This is a genomic window from Bradyrhizobium sp. i1.15.2, from assembly GCF_040548425.1.
GTDB lineage: Bacteria > Pseudomonadota > Alphaproteobacteria > Rhizobiales > Xanthobacteraceae > Bradyrhizobium > Bradyrhizobium canariense.
The window spans coordinates 50,135-70,745 of the sequence record NZ_JBEPRQ010000023.1; the positions used below are offsets into that span (position 1 = coordinate 50,135).

The window sequence follows — 20,611 nt, forward strand, 5'->3', positions numbered from 1 at the left end:
GTAAGTTTTCGCTAACCAGCATGTTCCGCCACAGCTCTTACGCGGCCGTTTCGAAACGGGGCGGGGCTGTTCTGGAATGCGACAATCGGGGCGGACGGAGGGTGAACAGGACCTTGCGAGAGTCAACAGACTATTGCGAAAAGTGCTTGTGGCACAGGCTTAATCCGCAATTCACTGTCTTAAATTCATGATCTCTTTATTCTCTTATTTAAGCCGATCTTCAAACGAGCCCCTTAAGTTGCACCTATCAGACGGGACACAAGTTTCGTCGAATGAGTGTCGATAAAAACGACAACAGGGGAAGTGTCATGATGAAAGCCGTCGCAACTGCGGCAGATACCGCAGAGCGCGTCTCCGGCCAGCAGGGTTCGGTGCAGACGCTCTATCTGGAAGCTTTGACTCTGGTGGAGCGGCTGCATCGCCGGCTGCTCGACGTCATCAAGGACGAGTTCGATCGCCGCGGTCGTGCGGACATCAACTCGGTTCAGGCGCTGCTGCTCTACAACATCGGCGACAAGGAGCTGACCGCGGGCGAACTGCGCACGCGCGGTTATTACCTCGGCTCCAACGTCTCCTACAATCTGAAGAAGCTCGTCGAGCTCGGCTTCCTTGACCATCAGCGCTCGCGCGTTGATCGCCGCTCGGTGCGCATCCGCCTGACGCCGCAGGGCCAGGAAGTCCGCCGCATCGTCGACTCGCTCTACCAGAAGCACGTCAAGACGGTCGAGCAGGTCGGCGGCATCTCGGGCGAGGAGTTCTCGACCCTGAACAAGTCGCTGCACCGCCTCGAGCGGTTCTGGACCGACCAGATCCTGTATCGTCTCTGAGCTCTTTCGACGGGATTTGGCCAAGCCGGCCCACAACAAGACCGGCAAGCCTCCCGAACGTGCCTGAGCTTCCCCAAGCGCGCCGGCCCGGCCGTGTCCGGACCGGTGCGTTTTTATTTCGCGGTTGCGAAAAAATTCCCCGACACCAGGGAACGAGTTCCCGGTTCGATGCTTATCTCCTCCGGATCGGAGGCTGACGATGCTGGTCGAGCGTGGCGTTGGGGTGATGAACGTGGAACTCGTGAGCGAGGCCTACGCGATCGCCGCGAACTATCTTCGCCGCTCCGGCGCGATCCGGGACACCCTCGTCACCGACCAACGCCTGCTCGAGATCGTCATCAAGCTGCTCCAGCTCGGCGAATTCAACAAGATCAGGTTGGCCAACAAGGCCATCGTGAGGTTCGAGGCGCAGTCCGAGGCCAAAGCGGTTGCCTGATCTCAACTCCCAAACGCGGCAAGAACCAGAGGGTGCCATGGAAGCTGCCATCGACCGGATCATGCATACCTATGACCTGCTCGCCAACCGCACGTCTGCGGCGAGCGCGGAGGCGCGGGAAAAGGTGACGAACTACCTCAACACGTTGATGGAAGCCGGCGAGAAGGACACCCACAGGTTGACGGTTTGCGGCCTGACCTATCTGCGGCAGCTCGACGGCAGCGTGGACCCCGTGAAGGCGGGGTATACCGGGCTTTAGAGGCCGGCCGGACGGTCAAGCCGGTCGCACCGCGCGGCGTTTCGAGCCCAAAGCGGGCCTTCCCGGACCTTTCGGGAGCATTGGACGACCGGATGCCGGCCGGTCGTCCAAATTTCCAATCCCACCATATCTTGCATAAATCACAGGCCCGACCCGCAAACCCTTGGCCTGTTGCGGGCAATGTGGTAGATCGCGCACGCCGCTTCCGATCGCCACACCAGACCCGCCCGTAGCCCGCCAAAAGGCTGCGGCGGTGGAGATATTCGCAAGATGACCTTCGCCAAAACCGCCTCCGCGCCCGATTCGTTTTTCACCGCCTCGCTCGAGCAGGCTGACCCGGAAATCGCAGCCGCCATCAAGGGCGAGCTCGGCCGCCAGCGTCACGAGGTCGAGCTGATCGCCTCCGAGAACATCGTCAGCCGTGCCGTGCTGGAAGCGCAGGGTTCGGTGATGACCAACAAATATGCGGAAGGCTATCCGGGCGCGCGTTACTACGGCGGTTGTGAGTGGGTCGACGTCGCCGAGAACCTTGCGATCGATCGCGCCAAGAAGCTGTTCGGCGCCAACTTTGCCAACGTGCAGCCGAACTCCGGCAGCCAGATGAACCAGGCGGTGTTTCTGGCGCTGCTCCAGCCCGGCGACACCTTCATGGGCCTCGATCTTGCGGCCGGCGGCCATCTCACCCACGGCTCCCCCGTCAACATGAGTGGCAAGTGGTTCAAGGCCGCGCACTACACCGTGCGCCGCGAGGACCAGATCATCGACATGGACGCGGTCGCCAAGCAGGCGGAGGAGGTCAAGCCGAAGCTGATCGTGGCCGGCGGCTCGGCTTATTCGCGCGCCTGGGACTTCAAGCGCTTCCGCGAGATCGCGGACAGCGTCGGCGCGTACCTGCTGGTCGACATGGCGCACTTCGCTGGTCTCGTCGCCGGCGGCGTGCATGCCTCGCCGGTGCCTCACGCGCACATCACCACCACCACGACCCACAAATCGCTGCGCGGTCCGCGCGGCGGCCTGATGCTGTGGAATGACGAGGCGCTGACCAAGAAATTCAACTCGGCGATCTTCCCGGGCCTGCAGGGCGGCCCCCTGATGCATGTGATCGCGGCGAAGGCAGTCGCCTTTGCCGAGGCGCTGCGGCCGGACTTCAAGGTCTATGCCAAGAACGTCGTCGAGAACGCCAAGGCGCTGGCCGAAGCGATGAAGAGCCACGGGTTCGACATTGTCTCAGGCGGCACCGATAACCATCTGATGCTCGTCGACCTCAGGCCGAAGGGCCTGAAGGGCAACGCCTCGGAGAAGGCGCTGGTTCGCGCCGCCATCACCTGCAACAAGAACGGCATTCCTTTCGACCCCGAGTCGCCGTTTGTCACCTCCGGTATTCGTCTGGGGACGCCAGCGGCGACCACCCGCGGTTTCGGCGTCGCTGAATTCCAGCAGGTCGCCAGCATGATCGCTGAAGTCCTCAACGCGATCGCGCAATCTTCCGACGGCAAGGCGCCGCTGGTGGAAGCCGCGATCAAGGAACGGGTCAAGGCGCTCACCGACCGTTTCCCGATCTATCAGTAAGGCTCAAGAAAACCGGTCAAGGTCAACGGATGCGCTGCCCGAACTGCAACAGTCTCGATACGCAGGTGAAGGACTCGCGTCCGACCGAGGACTCTTCCGTGATCCGCAGGCGGCGCGTGTGCGTCGCCTGCAATTTCCGCTTCACCACCTTCGAGCGTGTGCAGCTGCGCGAGCTCACGGTGATCAAGCGCAACGGCCGCCGCGTTCCGTTCGACCGCGACAAGCTGATGCGCTCGGTGTCGATCAGCTTGCGCAAGCGGCAGGTCGAGCCGGAAAGGGTGGAGAAGATGGTCTCCACCATCGTGCGCGAGCTCGAGACCGGGGGCGAAGCCGAAATCTCCTCCGAAGTGATCGGCGAGACCGTGATGGAGCATCTGCGCACGCTCGACGACGTCGCCTATGTCCGCTTCGCCTCGGTCTACCGCAATTTCCGCGAAGCCAAGGATTTCGCCGACGTGCTCGGTGAGCTCTCCGGTGAGGAGGAAGCGCGGCTCGCCGCGATCCGCAAATGATCTTCCGCATCCTGGAGGATCAATTCGCGCAGAAGGCGCGCGAGTCCAGGGATGCCGACCGGCGCTTCATGGAGCTTGCGCTGGCGCTCGGCAGGCGCGGGCAGGGACGTACCTGGCCCAATCCCGCCGTCGGCGCCGTCATCGTCAAGGACGGCGTGATTGTCGGCCGCGGCTGGACCCAACCAGGGGGACGACCGCATGGCGAGCCTGAAGCGCTGCGGCGCGCGGGCGAGGGCGCGCGCGGCGCCACGCTCTACGTCACGCTGGAGCCGTGCTCGCATTTCGGCAAGTCGCCACCGTGCGCCGACGCAGTGATCGCCGCCGGCATCAAGCGGGTGGTGGCCGCGATCGAGGATCCCAATCCGGAGGTCGCCGGTCAGGGCCATGCTCGGTTACGCGCGGCCGGCATCACGGTGGATGTGGGTCTGTGCGCGCGCGAAGCCGCCCTCGATCATGCCGGGCATTTCCGTCGCGTCAGGGATCACCGCCCGCATGTGATCCTGAAGCTCGCGGTCTCGCCCGACGGCAAGATCGGCGCGGCCGGCGGCAAGCCGGTCGCGATCACCGGCGAGGCGGCGCGCAACCGGGTGCATCTCCTACGCGCCTCGAGCGACGCCATCCTGGTCGGCATCGGCACGGTGCTGGCGGACGATCCGCTACTCGACTGCCGCCTGCCGGGCATGGCAGCGCGCTCACCGGTGCGCGTGGTGCTCGATCAGAGCCTGCGCATTCCCGGCGCAAGCAAGCTCGTGGGCTCCGCGCGCGAGATTCCGCTGTGGGTGGTGGGTTCTGAACTGGCGGAGGCCGCGGCCGCCACGCGGCTCGGTGCTGCCGGCGCCCAGGTGATCCGCGTGCCGCCCGGCAACGCCTCGGGACTCGATCTTGCGGCGGTGCTGCATGCATTGGCCGGGATGGGCATCACGCGGCTGATGGTCGAGGGCGGCAGCCGCGTCGCGGCGTCCTTTATCGCCGCCGACCTCGTTGACGAGATCTGGCTGTTCCGCGGTGCGGAGGCGGTGGGCGTCGACGGGGTGGATGCGCTCGCTGCATTGCCCCTGTCGAAAATCACGCAGTCGCAAGCCTACAAGGTTCATGCTAGCGAGACCTTCGACAAGGATACTCTCACCATCTACGAGCGCGCGTAATGTTCACCGGCATTGTCACCGATATCGGCGAGATCGTCGGCTTTACGCCGACGGCGCAGGGCCAGTTGCACCGGCTGCGCATCGCCTGTCGCTACGACCAGACCACCATTGCGGACGGCGCCTCGATCGCCTGCAACGGCGTCTGCCTGACGGTGGTTGCGTCCGGCGTCGAAGGCGGCAAAGACTCTGCTCAAAGAACCTGGTTCGACGTCGATGCCGCGGCCGAGACGCTGGCGCTGACGACCGCCAAGCACTGGAGGGTCGGCACCAGGCTTAATCTCGAGCGTGCGCTCAAGATCGGCGACGAGCTTGGCGGGCATATTGTCGCCGGCCACGCCGATGGCATCGCGACCCTCGTGAGCCGCGAGGACCTGCCCGACATGGCGCGGTTCGAGCTCTCCACGACGCGGGAGCTGGCGCGGTTCATCGCGACCAAGGGCTCGATCACGCTCGACGGCGTCTCGCTGACGGTAAATACGGTGAAGGACGTGAGCTTTTCGGTGCTGATCATCCCGCACACCCTGACGGTCACGACGATCGGCGGCTGGAAGGCGGGGAATGCGGTCAATATCGAGGTCGATCTGATGGCCCGCTATGCGGCGCGGCTGACGGAAATGACTGCGTAGCCGTCATTCCGGGATGGTCCGCAGGACCAGACCCGGAATCTCGAGATTCCGGGTTCGATGCTTCGCATCGCGCCGGAATGACAGTTTAAAACTTGGCTTGCCGGCTTGCGGCGACTACAAAACGGCCGACCCAAAATAGACGGATTGAGCAATGGCAGACGCGCGGCGCGCACCCCTGAAGGACCAGACCGACATCTCCGGCGCGCGCGCGCTGATTGTCGAGGCGCGGTTCTACGACGATCTCCAGGACGCGATGCTGGAAGGCGCGGTGGCCGAGCTGAAGGCGGCCGGTCTGACCCACGACGTCATCACGGTTCCCGGCGCACTGGAGATTCCTGCGGCGATCGCCATCGCGATCGATTCCGCGGCCGCCAATGGCAAGCCGTATGACGCCGCGATCGCGCTCGGCTGCGTGATCCGTGGCGACACCATCCATTTCGAGATCGTCTCGCAGGAATCCTCGCGCGCGCTGATGGACCTGGCGGTGGCGCGCAAGCTGCCGCTCGGCAACGGCATCCTCACCGTCAACACCGAGGCGCAGGCCTGGGCGCGGGCGCGCGCCAGCGAGCTGAACAAGGGCGGCGACGCCGCGCGGGCCGCGATTGCGATGCTGCGCATAAAGCGCCGGCTGGCGCGGGCTTGATCATGGCCGATAACAACAAGAAGCCGCCGGTTGGCACGGAGAAGAAGGCGAATCGGCGCGGTGCGGCGCGGCTCGCAGCCGTCCAGGCGCTGTACCAGATGGATATCGGCGGTGCCGGCATCAACGACATTTTTGCGGAGTTCGAGAGCCACTGGCTCGGCAACGAGGTCGAGGGCGACACATATCTCCCTGCGGAAGCGGCGTTCTTCCGCGACGTCGTCTCCGGCGTCGTGCGCGACCAGAAGAAGCTCGATCCGCTGATCGACGAGGCGCTGTCGAAGGGCTGGCCGTTGAAGCGCATCGAAGCGATCCTGCGCGCGGTGCTGCGGGCAGGGGCCTACGAATTGGAACACCGCAAGGACGTGCCGGGCCGCGTCGTCGTCTCCGAATATGTCGACGTCGCCAATGCCTTCGTCGACCGCGAGGAGACCGGCATGGTCAACGCGGTGCTCGACCAGATCGGCCGCCAGTTTCGCGGTGACGAGTTCGGGCGGGGGTAGATTGAGGCGCAGGGCGGTGATTTGATGCGATGTGGCTGCCCCATATTCCGCTGTCATCACCCGCGAAGGCGGGTGCTCCAGTACGCCGCGGCGGTGGTGCTTGAGCAGAGGCGGCTCGGCGTACTGGATCGCCCGGTCAAGCCGGGCGATGACAGCGATGTATGTGGCGGACGCTAATGACCAGCCCGCACAATCCCTCCGCCGAAGACTCCCTCATCGCGCGCTATTTCAAGCCGCTGGCGACTGATCCCGGCGCGTTGGGGCTGGTGGACGATGCCGCCATCCTGCAGGCGCTCGGCAGCGATATCGTCGTCACCACCGACGCGGTGGTGGAGGGCGTGCATTATCTTGCCACCGATCCGCCCGATACCATCGCGCGCAAGGCGCTGCGGGTGAACCTGTCCGATCTCGCTGCCAAGGGGGCCGCGCCGGCCGGCTTCGTGCTGACACTGGCGCTGCGCAGCAAGGAAGACGCCTGGCTCAGGCCGTTCGTGGACGCGCTCGGCGAGGATGCGAAAGCCTTCGCCTGTCCGCTGCTCGGCGGCGACACGGTGTCGACGCCGGGGCCGCAGATGATCTCGATCACCGCCTTTGGCCGCGTGCCGCAGGGGCGGATGGTCGGCCGCACCGGCGCCCAACCGGGCGACCGTATTCTGGTGACGGGAACGATCGGCGACGCCGCGCTTGGCCTCGATGTGCTCAAGGGCGGCGCGGTGGCGAATGCGCTGGCCTCCGATTCGCACGCGCGCGAGACTCTGATCTCGCGCTATCGCGTGCCGCAGCCCCGCAATGCTCTCGCGCAAGGCGTGCGTGAGCATGCGACGGCTGCGATGGATGTCTCCGACGGGCTGGCCGGAGATCTGACCAAGCTCTGTGCGGCGTCAGGCGTCTCGGCCACGATCGACGTGACCAGCGTGCCGCTCTCGGCAGCAGCCGCCGCCCTGATCGCGGGCAAGGTCGTTGGCGTCGAGACGCTGCTGGCCGGGGGTGACGATTACGAGGTGCTGTGCACCGTTCCGCCGGCGCAAGGTGACGCACTGATTGCCTTGGGGCGGGCGGCAGGCCTTGCCGTCACGGCGATCGGCACGATCGTCGCGGGCCATGAGCGGCCGCGCTTCCTGGACGGGCAGGGCCAGGAGCTGGTCTTGAAGCGACTGTCCTACAGCCACTTCTAGGAAATGCTCCAAACCGGCGTCCGGGCTGCCAAGACCGGCTAAATACCTGCCGAGATCGGCTTTTCGGACTTATCTGGCGTTGCACCCTCAATTTGATTTTGGCAAGGTCGTGACCGACTAAGGCCGCGCCTTCGGGCAAGGGGCGGCCTTTTTCAAATCAAGGCGCCGCACCGCACGACGGAAAACAAAAGGCGCTGGGGGTACGTTCATCAAGGATCTGAGGCAAAAAATCACATGACAGCATTATGGTTGATTGTGCTCTGCGGAGTGCTTTCCGTCGTCTACGCGATCTGGGCGACGTCTTCGGTGTTGAGCGCGGATGCGGGGTCTCCGCGCATGCAGGAAATCGCGGCAGCGGTGCGCGAAGGCGCACAGGCCTACCTGCGGCGTCAATACACCACGATCGGAATGGTCGGCATCGTCATCTTCGTGCTGCTTGCCTATTTCCTGGGGCTCTATGTCGCGATCGGTTTTGCCATCGGCGCGATCCTGTCGGGGGCGGCCGGGTTCATCGGCATGAACGTCTCGGTCCGCGCCAATGTGCGCACCGCCCAGGCGGCGACGACGTCGCTCGCGGGTGGTCTCGAGCTTGCCTTCAAGGCGGGCGCCATCACCGGCATGCTGGTGGCGGGTCTCGCGCTGCTCGGCGTGACCCTCTATTTCGGCTTCCTGGTCCATTCGCTGAAGCTTGCGCCTGACAGCCGCGTCGTCATCGACGCCATGGTGGCGCTCGGCTTCGGCGCCTCGCTGATCTCGATCTTCGCCCGTCTCGGCGGCGGCATCTTCACCAAGGGTGCGGACGTCGGCGGCGACCTCGTCGGAAAGGTCGAGGCCGGCATTCCCGAGGACGATCCGCGCAACCCGGCCACCATCGCCGACAACGTCGGCGACAATGTCGGCGACTGCGCCGGCATGGCCGCCGACCTGTTCGAAACCTATGCGGTGACCGCGGTCGCCACCATGGTCCTGGCGGCGATCTTCTTCGCCAAGACGCCGATCCTCGCCGACATGATGACGCTGCCGCTCGCCATCGGCGGCATCTGCATCATCACCTCGATCATCGGCACCTTCTTCGTGAAGCTCGGGCCGAGCCAGTCGATCATGGGCGCGCTTTACAAGGGCCTGATCGCAACCGGCGTCCTGTCGCTGGTCGGCATTGCCGGCGTGATCTATTACCTGATCGGCTTCGGCAAGCTCGCCGGCGTCGACTATACCGGCATGGCGCTGTTCGAGTGCGGCGTGGTCGGCCTCGCCGTCACCGCGCTGATCATCTGGATCACCGAATACTACACCGGCACCGACTATCGTCCGGTGAAGTCGATCGCCCAGGCCTCCGTGACCGGCCACGGCACCAACGTGATCCAGGGCCTCGCCATCTCGATGGAATCGACCGCGCTACCCGCGCTCGTGATCATCGCCGGCATCCTGGTCACCCACAGCCTCGCCGGCCTGTTCGGCATCGCGATCGCGACCGCCACGATGCTGGCGCTCGCCGGCATGGTCGTCGCGCTCGACGCGTTCGGTCCGGTCACCGACAACGCCGGCGGCATTGCCGAGATGGCAGGCCTGCCGAAGGAGGTTCGCAAATCGACCGACGCGCTCGACGCGGTCGGCAACACCACCAAGGCGGTGACCAAGGGCTACGCGATCGGCTCCGCCGGTCTCGGCGCCCTGGTGCTGTTCGCGGCCTACAACGAGGATCTCAAGTTCTTCATTGCGGACTCCGCGCACCACGCCTACTTCGCCGGCGTCAAACCGGACTTCTCGCTCAACAACCCCTACGTCGTGGTGGGCCTGTTGTTCGGCGGGCTCTTGCCGTATCTGTTCGGCGCGATGGGCATGACCGCCGTGGGCCGCGCGGCGAGCGCGATCGTCGAGGAGGTCCGCCGACAATTCCGCGAGAAGCCGGGCATTATGCAAGGCACCGACAAGCCGGATTACGGCAAGGCGGTCGACCTTTTGACCAAGGCGGCGATCAAGGAAATGATCATCCCCTCGCTGCTTCCGGTGCTGTCACCGATCTTCGTCTACTTCGTGATCTATGCGATCGCGGGGGGCGGGGCGGCCGGCAAGTCGGCGGCGTTCTCGGCCGTGGGCGCGATGCTGCTCGGCGTGATCGTGACGGGCCTGTTCGTCGCGATCTCCATGACCTCGGGCGGCGGCGCCTGGGACAACGCCAAGAAGTACATCGAGGACGGTCATTTCGGCGGCAAGGGCAGTGACGCCCACAAGGCGGCCGTGACCGGCGACACCGTCGGCGATCCCTACAAGGACACGGCCGGCCCGGCGGTGAACCCGATGATCAAGATCACGAACATCGTTGCCTTGCTGCTGCTGGCGATCCTGGCGCACTGAGGTACACATTGCTGAACAAAGACCCCGCGGCGCAGGCCTGCGGGGTCTTTCTTTGCGTGCGTGCCGGGGCCGCCGCATCATCTGAAGGGCCAACGAGACGTGGAACTGCAACAATCCGGTCATCAGAGCCATCCATCGATGCCGAGAGCGTAAGCCGCCCGAAAATGTGCATCCTACGCGTGCGCCACATTTAAGGTTGCTTAACCGGCCGAGCTCTAGAAATACGCGAGATTGTCGGCGGCATTTTAGCGAGTTCCGCAGCACGCGTGGAGATGCTCCGCGCGAGGCGCGCTCTCGGTATGTTCAGGGGTTCGCTGCTTGCCGCCCGCACGAGGGAGGTTTCCATTGCCTGCACGGCCTGTGAACGAGATTGAACGGGCATTGATGGCGCATCCGGGCGTGGCGGATGCTTTCTTCAGCGCCGAGCCTGGCCACGGCGGCCAGTCCGAGGTCGCTTTCATCGCAATTGACCCCGATCATCTGAGCGCCGGCAAGGCGAAGCGTCTTCAGGCCGAGACAGATCGCAGAGTTGCGCAATGGCGTCGCGCTTTCGATCAAGCGTATCGCCATGATGCCGATGGTGTTGTGCCGTCATTCGTCGGTTGGACCAGCAACTTCACCAACAGGCCCATTCCCGAACCCGACATGGTCGATTGGCTGGATCATACGGTCCTGCAAATTCGTGCTCTTGGTGCAAGGCGGGTATTGGAGATCGGATGCGGCGTCGGCTTGCTCGTCGAAAAGCTCGCGCCCGGCTGTGACGTATATTGCGGCACCGACCTCTCGCCGGTAGCGGTTCAGCGGCTGCGTGCGTTCGCACAGTCGAAGCCCGAGCTTCGGCATGTCGAATTTCTCGAGCGGGAAGCCACCGATTTGAGCGGCTTGTCGCTGAATTCGTTCGATGCAGTGGTGCTCAACTCGGTCGTGCAATACTTTCCCGGCATCGAATACCTGCACGCAGTCTTGGAGCAAGCCGCGGGCCTGGTGGCTCCTGGGGGGCACATCTTCGTCGGCGACGTTCGTAACCTCGAGCTCCTGCCGGTGTTCCATCGCGAAGTTCAATCCGCGAAAGTTTCGAGTGCCACCGATGCCGCACTCGCGCGAAAGATCTTCCTGTCGATCGCCCAGGAGCGCGAGTTGGTGATCCATCCCCACTATTTTCAGGGCATTTCCCGATCCATCCCGCGGATATCGGGTACGGAAATCCTGCTCAAGCGCGGATCAAGCTACGAGCTGACCCGCTATCGCTATGACGTGGTGCTGCGTGTCGATCGCGAAGCTGCTTCAGCTGGCAGCGAGAACAGCAGCCTCGTGCCCGATATGAACCAGGGAGCAAGTGAGGGCAGGCCGCTGGCGACCGATCCGATGGCCGCCGCGTTCCTTCAGCATCTCGGCATGGAGTTCGGGGGCGTGTTGCAGGCCCAGTTTCCGGAGGCGAAATTGCCCGCGGCCGTGATCGCGCTCAACCAGCGAGATTTTGCCGAGATCGTGCAGGCCTCGTCGAACGCGCCGGGCGATTCCGGCGACAATGAAATGATCGAGGCGTCGGTATGACCGCCCATAATCTGGCGCTGCATTTCGAAGAGGTCGTTGCGTCCTCGCCGGACGCCGTCGCCCTGTACTGCGAAGGCGATAGCTTTGCCTTTTCGGAGCTCAACCAGTTGGCAAACCGGTCGGCGCGCTGGTTGACATCGCGGGGCGTCAACAAGGGCGCCGTGGTGTGCCTTGAATTGCCGAAAATCGCCGAGGCCTATGCGCTCGCGATCGCCTGCATCAAGATCGGAGCACCCTATGCGTTCCTCGATCCCGCGGCCCCGGAGGAACGTGCCCGGCTGATGCTGGAGCGATGCCGGCCCGCGCTGATCGTCAGCGTGCGCGAGGGTGCTGGACCGCGGACATTGATCGGCGATGCAAGTGCCCGGGCTGCCTTGCATCATGCCCTGTCGCAGCTTGAAGACGACAATCTGTCGCTGACGTCCTTGATCACCGGGGCCGATCCGGCCTATGTCATGTTCACCTCGGGATCGACGGGCGAACCGAAGGGCGCGGTCATCCCCCATCAAGGGGTGCTTCACCTGGTCGCCTGGGCGAAGAACGATCTTGGAATTGGACCCGGTGACCGGCTGACGAATGTCAACCCGATCTATTTCGACAATTCGGTCTTCGACATCTATGCCGGCTTGCTGAACGGAGCGGCGGTTGTCGCGCTGGACGCGCTGAAGGGGCGGCCCCCCGCAGAGCTGGTGTCGGAGATCACCAAGCATCAGTGCACGTTCTTCTTCGCCGTGCCGACCCTCTTCATGTTCCTGGACTCCATGCACCTTCTGAGCCCGGATTGGCTGCCGAGCATCAGCCGGTTCATGTTCGGCGGTGAGGGGTTTCCGCTGGCCCGCCTTCGTCGGTTCCACGACGCGTTTGCCGGCAAGGCGAAGCTGATCAATTGCTACGGGCCGACCGAGACGAGCTGTATTTGCAGTGGTTTCGAGATCGTCGAATCCGTTTTCGAGACCACGGACGGGCTGGCTCCTCTGGGACGGCTCAATCCCAATTTCAGCTACCGGATTCTGGACGAAGAGATGAAGCCGGTGCCCGGGGGCACCGCCGGCGAGTTGTGGCTGGGAGGCCCTGGGGTAGGGCTCGGCTACATCAACAACCCGCAAGAGACGGCCCGCCGTTTCTGTCAGGACCCTCTAATCGACGGCTATCGGTCGATCCTCTATCGGAGCGGCGACCTCGTGGAGGCCGACGTTGAAACCGGCGTCCTGCGCTTCCGCGGTCGCGCGGATAATCAGGTCAAGCTTCGGGGGTATCGGGTCGAGCTGGAGGAGATCGACCACGCGCTGATGGCGTGCAGGGGAATAACCCGTGCGCTTGCCGTGGTGCAGCGCGACGCCAGTGGTGCCAGTCGGCTGCTGGCCGCGTATTCGGGTGCAAGAATGGCGGAAAGCGATCTGCGCCAGCACTGCGCGGCGCACCTTCCCGCCTACATGGTGCCGGGCCGATTCATCTGGATGGAAGACATTCCCATCAACGCCAATGGCAAGGCGGACCGGCGCTCCGTGGTGTCACTGCTTGGCGAAGCTGTTGCAAGGGCCTCTTAGATGCAACAGCTCGTCGTGATCGCGCGCGTTGTCCGATGAGTGTTGAAAGCCAGTCCTACGGCTACGCGCCGTCGGGTCCTCATGGGAAGCCGTCGTGGCGGTTGATCCCGAAGATCGATCGGAACCCGAGGCTCGTGGCGGGGGTCCAGGACATCGGTGGCCGCGTGCTGCTCTGCTGCGCGGTCGGACTGCTCGTGGTTTTGTTTCGGCAGATAGGTATCGATTTTTCAGCGGCGGGATTCGCGCTGGTGTGCGCCTATGCCGGCCGGTACCGGCGCGTCCTGATCCTGCTCGCAACCTTGCTGCTGCTCTATCGCAGCGGCTTCCTGATCGACCGAGGTTTTCTCGAACGGCTGGCGATCGACGAAGGCGTTGGCGACCGGATCCATCAGCCGCTGCTGGAAGCGGTCATGGTAGCCGTCGTGTTTGCGCTGTTCGCGGGGTTGCTGATCATGCAGGGCGCAGGGACGGTGGTCTTCCGCCGCCCGACGCTCAGCCTGTTGCTGGCGTTCCTGGCACTCGTCGCGCTGACACAGGCCACGATGATGGCCGGCCTGCCGCGCGTTCTGCTGTGGTCATTTCTGATGACGTTCCAGCCCTATTTGTGGTTTCTTGCCTATGGTCTGGCCGATGCGGGCAGGAAGCGATCTCCGGTGTGGCGGCATCTGAGCGTTTTCCACCCCTTCTGGGGATCGTCGCTGACGCCGTTCGGGAAGGGGCTGTCGTATCTCGACCGCTTCGAGGCCAAGACACCCGAAGAGCTTGCGGTGACGCAGCTCAAGGGCTTCAAGCTTGCGGTCTGGATCCTTGTGCTCGCCATCATCAGGATCTGTCTCGTCGAGCTCGTCCACGGGCGTTTGCAGCTTCCAATGTTCGACGACAACCTGCCGCAATATCTCGCGGGCCATCCCTGGTCGCGTTTCGTCGGATGGGCGAGCCTCGTCAGCTTCTTCGTCGAGGACCTGCTGAGCATGACCGTGTTCGGCGGCGTCATCATCGCCACGGCGCGGCTTGCCGGCTTTCGCCTGCTGCGCAACACCTACCGGCCTCTGGAGTCAACGACGCTCGCGGAATTCTGGAACCGCTACTACTTCTACTACAAGGAACTGCTCGTCGATCATTTCTTCTACCCCACCTTTGTTCGCTGCCTCCGCGGCCATCGCCGGCTTCGCATGTTCTTCGCCACCTTTGCCGCGGCCTGTGTCGGCAACCTGCTGTTTCACTTCATTCGCGATATTCATTTCGTCGGCGAAATGGGCCTTTGGCGGGCCGTGGTCGGTCAGCAATCCCACGCGTTCTACACGTTTGTCCTGGCCGTCAGCGTCGGGCTCTCGCAGATGCGCCGCGCCCCACAACAGGCGCCGCGAGGATGGCTGCGTGGCCGCTTGCTGCCTTGCCTGTGGGTGTCGAGCTTCTTTTGTCTCATTCACATCTTCGATGCGCCGCTCGACCGCGAGCATTCGCTCGGGCAACGCGCAGAATTCCTGTTCTATCTCCTGGGAGTCTCGACATGACCACGAAAGCCGGCCCTGAAGTCAGATCGCAGATGCGACGCTACATCGTGCAGCGGCTGCTGATGAAGGGCGACAGCGCGCCGCTAGGTGACGACGATCTGCTGTTCACCAGCGGCCGCCTCGATTCGCTCGACGCGGTCGAGCTGATCATGAGCATTGAGACCGACCACGGGATCAACTTCTCCGACATCGGCTTCGATTTGACGCGCCTGGACTCGATTTCGGCGATTGCTGCTTTGGTGGGACAGCCGTCGGCCGAGCTTGCATAGCAACCGATGTGTCGCCACGCGCTCAACCCGAAAACACGGGCCGGCGATGCATGTTGGGCCGTGTCCGCGGATGCGAAGGCTACTGCACGTCCATCTGCAGCCCTTCCTTCTGGATGATGCCGGCGAACTTCTTCGTCTCGGCGTCCACGAAGGCGGCAAACTGGTCGGGCGTGCCGTAGTCGGCGCGGGCGCCCATGGCGACGATGTTCTTCTTGATGTCGTCGCGCTCGAGCATCGCCTTCACTTGAAGGTTGAGCGCTTCGACAACGGCAGGCTGCACACCTTTCGGCAGGAACACCGAGAACCACGACGAGACGTCGAAAGCCGCAAGCTCCGGCGCGCTCTCGCGCATGGTCGGCAGGTTCGGCGCGAGGTCGCTGCGCTCGGTCGTGGTGACGCAGAGGCCGGTGAGGGTGCCGTTCTGCACCTGCGGCAGGCTCGGATAGAGGTTGTCGAACAGGATCTGGATGTCGCCGGCGAGCGCCGCCTGGAGCGCGGGACCGGCGCCGCGGAACGGGATGTGCGTCATCTTCAGGCCGGTGAGCTGCAGGAACCAGGCGCCGGTGAGATGAGGGCTCTGGCCGACACCGGAGGAGGCGTAGCTGAGCTTGTCCGGATTGGCCTTGAGATAGGCGACCAGCTCGGCGATCGACTTGATGCCGGTCTTGGGATGCGCCGAGACGATGTTCGGGATCCGGATCATATTGGAGACCGGCTGGAGCTGGTCCGGCTTGTAGGTGAGGTTCTTGAAGATGCTGTAGGCGATCGCGTTCGGGCCGGGATTGCCGATCAGGATGGTGTGGCCGTCCGGCTTGGCGCGGACCACCTCGGCCGTGCCGATCGTCCCGCCGCCGCCGGAGCGGTTTTCCACCACGGCCGATTGGCCCCAGGCGGTCTGCAGATGCGCGGCCAGAAGCCGACCCATCACGTCGGTCGAGCCGCCGGCGGCCGCCGGCACGACGAGGCGGACGTTTTCGGTGGGCTTCCAGTCCGCCAGGCTCGATCGCGGCAGGATCGCTGCGGCCGAGAGGGCGGCAGCACCGGTGAGCACACGACGGCGGGACAGCAATTGATTGGGCACGAATCCACTCCCTGGGTCTTGTTTTGCGGGGAGCGTATGGAACCGGACGCGCAACGGCAAGCCGCACGAGGCCGCAGGCTGAAGGCTCAGTTAAAGCTGAGCAGTTTGAAGATCGGCGTAAGGTAGCTCATCTCCTGGCCCGACGTCGGCGTTGTGCGGCTGACGAAGTCGAAGATCTTGCCGTCCTGCAGGCCGTAATTCGCAAGCCGGCGCACGCGCCGGTTCTTGTCGAAATAGACCGCGATGACGCGCTGATCGACCACCTTCTGGTTCATGAAGGCGACCATGCGCTCGGAGCGCTGCGAGATGTAATAGAACACCTCGCCGTCGAGGGTTGCGACGGTGGAGGGGGTGCCCATCACGATCAGCACCTGATCCTGGCTCGCGCCGATCGGGATCTGCTCCAGCGCGTTGGGCGGCAGGATGTAACCCTTCTGGAACTGCTCGCCGGTGCAGCCCGCAAGCGCAGCGCCCACCAGGGCCGCGGCCGCGAACAGGCGCAAGCCGCGCCAACGTGCTTGAAGGCCGCGCCGCTTGTCTGCACGCAGGCTGGTCTGGTTCGTTATCGTCATAGCGGAACTGATTCCGTCCCCTTGCGTCGCGCGAGGCGCTGAAGTACCGGGCGGAGGCTCTGAATGCAACACGCGCGCGCCCGCTTGCGGAAACCACAATGCTTTGGCCGTTCAATCACTTCAGGAAACCCCGCCTAGCCTCGCCGGGCACCATTGAAGCCATCTATGGCATGATCGTGACGCAGGCGCGAGAACCCATATTTTACCGAGACTTGGGCGTGCCGGATAGCGTTAACGGGCGTTTCGATCTGTTGCTGCTGCACCTCTGGCTGCTGCTGCGCCGTCTGCGCACGGTTCAGGGCGCCACCGAGCTGTCGCAGGCGCTGTTCGACCGCTTCTGCGAGGACATGGACGACAATCTGCGCGAGATGGGGATAGGCGACCAGACCGTGCCGAAGCGGATGCGGGCCTTCGGCGAGGCATTTTACGGCCGGGTCCAGGCCTACGATCAGGCCATGGAAAGCGGCGGCGAGGCGCTGGCATCGGCGATCTGCAAGAATATCTTGAATGGGGCCGGCATGGACCAGGCGCAGCGGCTCGCGGCCTATGCCAGGGCTGCCGAGGCCGAGCTCGGCCGGACCGGCGAGGCCGCACTGCTGGGTGCGTCCTTCAAGTTTCCTCCAGCGCTTCCTGAGGATGTCACGCCATGACCCGACCGATACCAGCATCCGGGCCCGATCCCTGGCGGGTGCCCGTCATCGTTGCCCAGATCCCGGATACCGGCCTGCATCGCAAGCTCGAGGCCTCGGCCGCCGAGCGGCAGGCCATGGCCGAGACGGCAGGCTTGCGCGAGGTTGTCTCGGTCCAGGCCGACTTCGATGTCGTGCCGAAAAGCGGCAACCGGATCCAGGTTACGGGCCACGTTCGTGCTCGGATCGGCCAGACCTGTGTGGTCACGCTTGACCCGATGGAGAGCGAGATCGACGAGGAGGTGGACCTGATGTTTGCCCCCGAGGCCGAGGTCCGCCGCCTGGCCGACCTGATGGAGGAGGGGCAGGACGATCAGGAGCAGGTCGCCGACCCCCCGGAGGCGATCGTCAATGGCATCATCGACCTCGGCCGGCTCGCCACCGACGCCCTGTTTCTGGCGGTCGATCCCTATCCGCGGAAACCGGGGGTGGTGTTTGAGCCCGAGGTCATCGCCCCCGATCCGGAGGACCATCCCTTTGCGGTCCTGAAGGCACTCCAGGACAAGAAGAAAGACCAATAGGTGCCGTCTCCCCCAGAGGACCGCTTTGCTACGGGGCGCGAGGTGTTTGCGATGGTGGTTTGAAAGGTCGAATTATCTGTTTGATTTTGATGCGTTTCTTGTGAATTAGTCCGTCCGCGGCCCGATGCTCCCGAATCCAAAAGGCTGGGGGCAAGAGGTTGTTTCGGGATAACAAAACGCTATTGTCGCGCCCCGGTCGGGGTGCAGCGTGGCGCTTGACCGACCGCCATGTTCGTGGCGGACCCATTTGCGGCCCCGCTCGTTCAAGACCGCACCAGACCAGGTTTCCAGGACTTTTATGCCAAGCAAGGTTCGCATCGCGCTTGACGCCATGGGGGGCGACGCCGGCGCCGCCGTGGTCATTCCAGGCGCCGCCATCTCGCTTGATAGGCATCGCGAGATCGAATTCCTGCTGATCGGGGACCGCGCCAAGATCGAGCCCGAGCTCGAGCGCCACCCCGCGCTGAAGGCGGCGTCGAAGATCATCCACACCGATGTCGCGGTCAGCGGGTCGGACAAGCCGAGCCAGGCGCTGCGGCGCGGCCGCCGGACTTCCTCCATGTGGCTTGCCATCGATGCGGTGAAAAAGGGCGAGGCGGATGTTGCGGTCTCGGCCGGGAATACCGGCGCGCTGATGGCGATGTCGCGCTTCCACCTGCGCACGCTGCCCGGCGTCGACCGTCCGGCCATCGCCGGCATGTGGCCGACCAGGCGCGGCGATTCCGTGGTCCTCGACCTCGGCGCCAGCATCGGCGGCGATACCCACCATCTGGTGTCGCTCGCCATCATGGGCGCGGCGATGGCCAGCGTGTTGTTCAACAAGAAACGACCCACGGTCGGCCTGCTCAATATCGGGGTGGAGGAGATCAAGGGGCACGAGGAGATCCGCGAGGCCGGCGAAATCTTGCGCGCCAGGAACCTGCCTGAGCTCGACTATCTCGGCTTCGTCGAGGGTGACGGCATCGGCAAGGGGGTGGCGGACGTCATCGTCACCGAGGGCTACAGCGGCAACATCGCGCTGAAGGCTGCGGAGGGAACCGCACGGCAGATGGCGGAATTGCTCAGGGACGAGATGAAGCGGAACTGGCTGTCAAAGCTCGGCTATCTCTTTGCGCGCAACGCCTTCCAGGCCCTGCACAACAAGATGGATCCGAACAAATCCAACGGCGGCGTGTTGCTGGGATTGAACGGGATCGTGGTCAAGAGCCATGGCGGAATCGCTGCCGAAGGCTTTGCCTATGCGATTGATGTTGGCTATGAGATGGTCAAATTCGATCTCCTCAACAAGATCAATCAGATGCTCAACCGCGAAGGTGGTGCGCTCAATTTCGTGCAGCCCGCGCCGGAGGATGTTTCGTGACTCAAATTCGTTCGGTCGTGCTGGGCTGCGGCTCCTATCTGCCGGAGCAGGTGGTGACCAACGCCCAACTGGCGGCGCGCATTGACACGTCCGACGAGTGGATCGTGCAACGCACCGGCATTCGCGAGAGGCATATCGCGGCCGAGGGCGAGTTCACCTCGCATCTGGCGCTGAAGGCGGCGCAGGCTGCGCTTGCCGATGCCGGCGTGGACGCGCAGTCGATCGACCTGATCGTGCTCGCGACCTCGACGCCTGACAACACCTTCCCCGCGAGCGCGGTCGCTGTGCAGCACGGGCTCGGCATCAACCACGGCGCGGCCTTCGACCTTCAGGCGGTGTGCTCGGGCTTCGTGTTCGGGCTCGCCACCGCCGATAATTTCCTGCGCACGGGCGCCTTCAAGCGCGCGCTGGTGATCGGGGCGGAAACCTTCTCGCGCATCCTCGACTGGACCGATCGCGGCACCTGCGTGCTGTTCGGTGACGGCGCCGGCGCCGTGGTGCTGGAGGCACAGGAGCAGCCGGGCAATGCCGCGACCGACCGCGGGATCGTGACCACGCATCTGCGCTCCGACGGCCGTCACAAGGCGAAGCTGTTCGTCGACGGCGGCCCGTCCTCGACCCAGACTGTCGGCCATCTGCGCATGGAGGGCCGCGAGGTCTTCAAGCACGCGGTCGGCATGATCACCGACGTGATCGTCGACGCCTTCAAGGCGACCGGGCTCAATGCCGACAGCATCGACTGGTTCGTGCCGCACCAGGCCAACAAGCGAATCATCGACGCGTCCGCGCATAAGCTCCATATCGCGCCGGAGAAGGTGGTGCTGACGGTGGACCTTCACGGCAACACCTCGGCGGCCTCGATCCCGCTGGCGCTGTCGGTGGCGCGCAAGGACGGCCGCATCAAGCGTGGCGACCTGGTTCTGCTCGAAGCCATGGGCGGCGGCTTCACCTGGGGCTCCGCGCTGGTGCGCTGGTAAGCCACAGTCGATAAAATTTTGCCCGAATCAGCGCGGATTATCGATGCGCTTGCATTGATGAGCGCTGTTGACCGCCGTATCGTAAGCTCATAATTTCAGACAACAATTGTTCGCCGTGATGTGGGGCAGGGCGATGACCGATCAAAGTAAAACCGTAACGCGTGTCGATCTGTGCGAAGCCGTCTACCAGAAGGTGGGCCTGTCGCGCACGGAATCGTCCGCCTTCGTGGAACTCGTGCTGAAGGAGATCACCGATTGCCTTGAGAAAGGCGAGACGGTGAAGCTATCCTCGTTCGGCTCCTTCATGGTCCGCAAGAAGGGTCAGCGCATCGGTCGCAATCCCAAGACCGGCACCGAGGTGCCGATCTCGCCGCGCCGGGTCATGGTGTTCAAGCCGTCGGCGATCCTGAAGCAGCGGATCAACGCCCAGCACCGCACCAATGGTGATGCCAGCAAGGCGCAACCCGAGGCGTAATCCGC

General features: G+C 64.1%; 22 protein-coding genes. 20 read left to right on the forward strand and 2 right to left on the reverse strand.

The window, feature by feature from the left end:
* Nucleotides 1-308 precede the first annotated feature (308 nt).
* From ldtR to ABIB80_RS29990, 15 genes are all read left to right on the forward strand, one after another.
* Nucleotides 309-827, forward strand: a complete 519-nt coding sequence (gene ldtR, locus ABIB80_RS29920) for a transcriptional regulator LdtR (RefSeq protein WP_007603420.1) — start codon at nt 309-311, stop codon at nt 825-827.
* Nucleotides 828-1,026: 199 nt separating this feature from the next.
* On the forward strand, nt 1,027-1,263 hold the full coding sequence (locus ABIB80_RS29925; RefSeq protein WP_007603422.1) for a hypothetical protein: 237 nt from the start codon (nt 1,027-1,029) through the stop codon (nt 1,261-1,263).
* Between the two features lie 37 nt (nt 1,264-1,300).
* Nucleotides 1,301-1,522: a hypothetical protein gene (locus tag ABIB80_RS29930; RefSeq protein WP_007603423.1), complete on the forward strand. Its 222-nt coding sequence runs from the start codon at nt 1,301-1,303 to the stop codon at nt 1,520-1,522.
* A gap of 270 nt (nt 1,523-1,792) precedes the next feature.
* The gene (gene glyA, locus ABIB80_RS29935) at nt 1,793-3,091 is read left to right on the forward strand and encodes a serine hydroxymethyltransferase (RefSeq protein WP_007603425.1); all 1,299 of its coding nucleotides are present in this window, start codon (nt 1,793-1,795) and stop codon (nt 3,089-3,091) included.
* 29 nt (nt 3,092-3,120) lie between these two features.
* Nucleotides 3,121-3,603: a transcriptional regulator NrdR gene (gene nrdR / locus ABIB80_RS29940; protein WP_007603426.1), complete on the forward strand. Its 483-nt coding sequence runs from the start codon at nt 3,121-3,123 to the stop codon at nt 3,601-3,603.
* Nucleotides 3,600-4,748, forward strand: coding sequence for a bifunctional diaminohydroxyphosphoribosylaminopyrimidine deaminase/5-amino-6-(5-phosphoribosylamino)uracil reductase RibD (gene ribD, locus ABIB80_RS29945; RefSeq protein ID WP_007603427.1), 1,149 nt, complete (start codon nt 3,600-3,602; stop codon nt 4,746-4,748). Before nrdR ends, ribD begins: the two co-directional genes overlap by 4 nt.
* Nucleotides 4,748-5,374 carry a riboflavin synthase gene (locus ABIB80_RS29950; RefSeq protein WP_007603428.1) on the forward strand — a complete coding sequence of 209 codons (627 nt, stop codon included), beginning with the start codon at nt 4,748-4,750 and terminating at the stop codon, nt 5,372-5,374. Before ribD ends, ABIB80_RS29950 begins: the two co-directional genes overlap by 1 nt.
* Before the next feature lie 151 nt (nt 5,375-5,525).
* Complete coding sequence (gene ribH / locus ABIB80_RS29955; protein WP_219685266.1) at nt 5,526-6,017, forward strand: 6,7-dimethyl-8-ribityllumazine synthase; 492 nt, start codon at nt 5,526-5,528, stop codon at nt 6,015-6,017.
* A 2-nt stretch (nt 6,018-6,019) separates the two neighbouring features.
* Nucleotides 6,020-6,517 carry a transcription antitermination factor NusB gene (nusB, locus tag ABIB80_RS29960; RefSeq protein ID WP_007603430.1) on the forward strand — a complete coding sequence of 166 codons (498 nt, stop codon included), beginning with the start codon at nt 6,020-6,022 and terminating at the stop codon, nt 6,515-6,517.
* A gap of 176 nt (nt 6,518-6,693) precedes the next feature.
* Complete coding sequence (thiL, locus tag ABIB80_RS29965) at nt 6,694-7,692, forward strand: thiamine-phosphate kinase (RefSeq protein ID WP_007603431.1); 999 nt, start codon at nt 6,694-6,696, stop codon at nt 7,690-7,692.
* 234 nt (nt 7,693-7,926) lie between these two features.
* Nucleotides 7,927-10,047 (forward strand): sodium-translocating pyrophosphatase, encoded by a 2,121-nt coding sequence (locus tag ABIB80_RS29970; protein WP_219685265.1) that lies wholly within the window; start codon nt 7,927-7,929, stop codon nt 10,045-10,047.
* 345 nt (nt 10,048-10,392) lie between these two features.
* Nucleotides 10,393-11,601, forward strand: coding sequence for a class I SAM-dependent methyltransferase (locus ABIB80_RS29975; RefSeq protein WP_354128891.1), 1,209 nt, complete (start codon nt 10,393-10,395; stop codon nt 11,599-11,601).
* The gene (locus ABIB80_RS29980; RefSeq protein ID WP_007603434.1) at nt 11,598-13,148 is read left to right on the forward strand and encodes an amino acid adenylation domain-containing protein; all 1,551 of its coding nucleotides are present in this window, start codon (nt 11,598-11,600) and stop codon (nt 13,146-13,148) included. The genes ABIB80_RS29975 and ABIB80_RS29980 overlap by 4 nt, the downstream gene beginning before the upstream one ends.
* Before the next feature lie 35 nt (nt 13,149-13,183).
* Nucleotides 13,184-14,662, forward strand: coding sequence for a hypothetical protein (locus ABIB80_RS29985; RefSeq protein ID WP_007603435.1), 1,479 nt, complete (start codon nt 13,184-13,186; stop codon nt 14,660-14,662).
* The gene (locus ABIB80_RS29990; RefSeq protein ID WP_007603436.1) at nt 14,659-14,931 is read left to right on the forward strand and encodes an acyl carrier protein; all 273 of its coding nucleotides are present in this window, start codon (nt 14,659-14,661) and stop codon (nt 14,929-14,931) included. Before ABIB80_RS29985 ends, ABIB80_RS29990 begins: the two co-directional genes overlap by 4 nt.
* A 79-nt stretch (nt 14,932-15,010) precedes the next feature.
* Here the strand turns inward: ABIB80_RS29990 and ABIB80_RS29995 are convergent, their stop codons facing one another.
* Nucleotides 15,011-16,012 (reverse strand): Bug family tripartite tricarboxylate transporter substrate binding protein, encoded by a 1,002-nt coding sequence (locus tag ABIB80_RS29995; protein ID WP_007603437.1) that lies wholly within the window; start codon nt 16,010-16,012, stop codon nt 15,011-15,013.
* Nucleotides 16,013-16,098: 86 nt separating this feature from the next.
* Nucleotides 16,099-16,584, reverse strand: coding sequence for an outer membrane protein assembly factor BamE (locus ABIB80_RS30000; protein ID WP_007603438.1), 486 nt, complete (start codon nt 16,582-16,584; stop codon nt 16,099-16,101).
* Between the two features lie 98 nt (nt 16,585-16,682).
* Between ABIB80_RS30000 and ABIB80_RS30005 the strand changes: the two genes are divergently transcribed.
* The 5 genes from ABIB80_RS30005 to ABIB80_RS30025 all read left to right on the forward strand — a co-directional run bounded on the left by ABIB80_RS30005 (nt 16,683) and on the right by ABIB80_RS30025 (nt 20,606).
* Nucleotides 16,683-17,234 (forward strand): ubiquinol-cytochrome C chaperone family protein, encoded by a 552-nt coding sequence (locus tag ABIB80_RS30005; RefSeq protein WP_007603440.1) that lies wholly within the window; start codon nt 16,683-16,685, stop codon nt 17,232-17,234.
* On the forward strand, nt 17,231-17,794 hold the full coding sequence (locus ABIB80_RS30010) for a YceD family protein (protein WP_354128892.1): 564 nt from the start codon (nt 17,231-17,233) through the stop codon (nt 17,792-17,794). Before ABIB80_RS30005 ends, ABIB80_RS30010 begins: the two co-directional genes overlap by 4 nt.
* A 298-nt stretch (nt 17,795-18,092) precedes the next feature.
* Entirely contained in the window at nt 18,093-19,154 is a 1,062-nt protein-coding gene (gene plsX / locus ABIB80_RS30015; RefSeq protein ID WP_354128893.1) for a phosphate acyltransferase PlsX, read from the forward strand.
* Complete coding sequence (locus ABIB80_RS30020) at nt 19,151-20,131, forward strand: beta-ketoacyl-ACP synthase III (RefSeq protein WP_026233249.1); 981 nt, start codon at nt 19,151-19,153, stop codon at nt 20,129-20,131. Before plsX ends, ABIB80_RS30020 begins: the two co-directional genes overlap by 4 nt.
* Nucleotides 20,132-20,264: 133 nt before the next feature.
* The gene (locus tag ABIB80_RS30025) at nt 20,265-20,606 is read left to right on the forward strand and encodes an integration host factor subunit alpha (protein ID WP_018456841.1); all 342 of its coding nucleotides are present in this window, start codon (nt 20,265-20,267) and stop codon (nt 20,604-20,606) included.
* Nucleotides 20,607-20,611 lie beyond the last annotated feature (5 nt).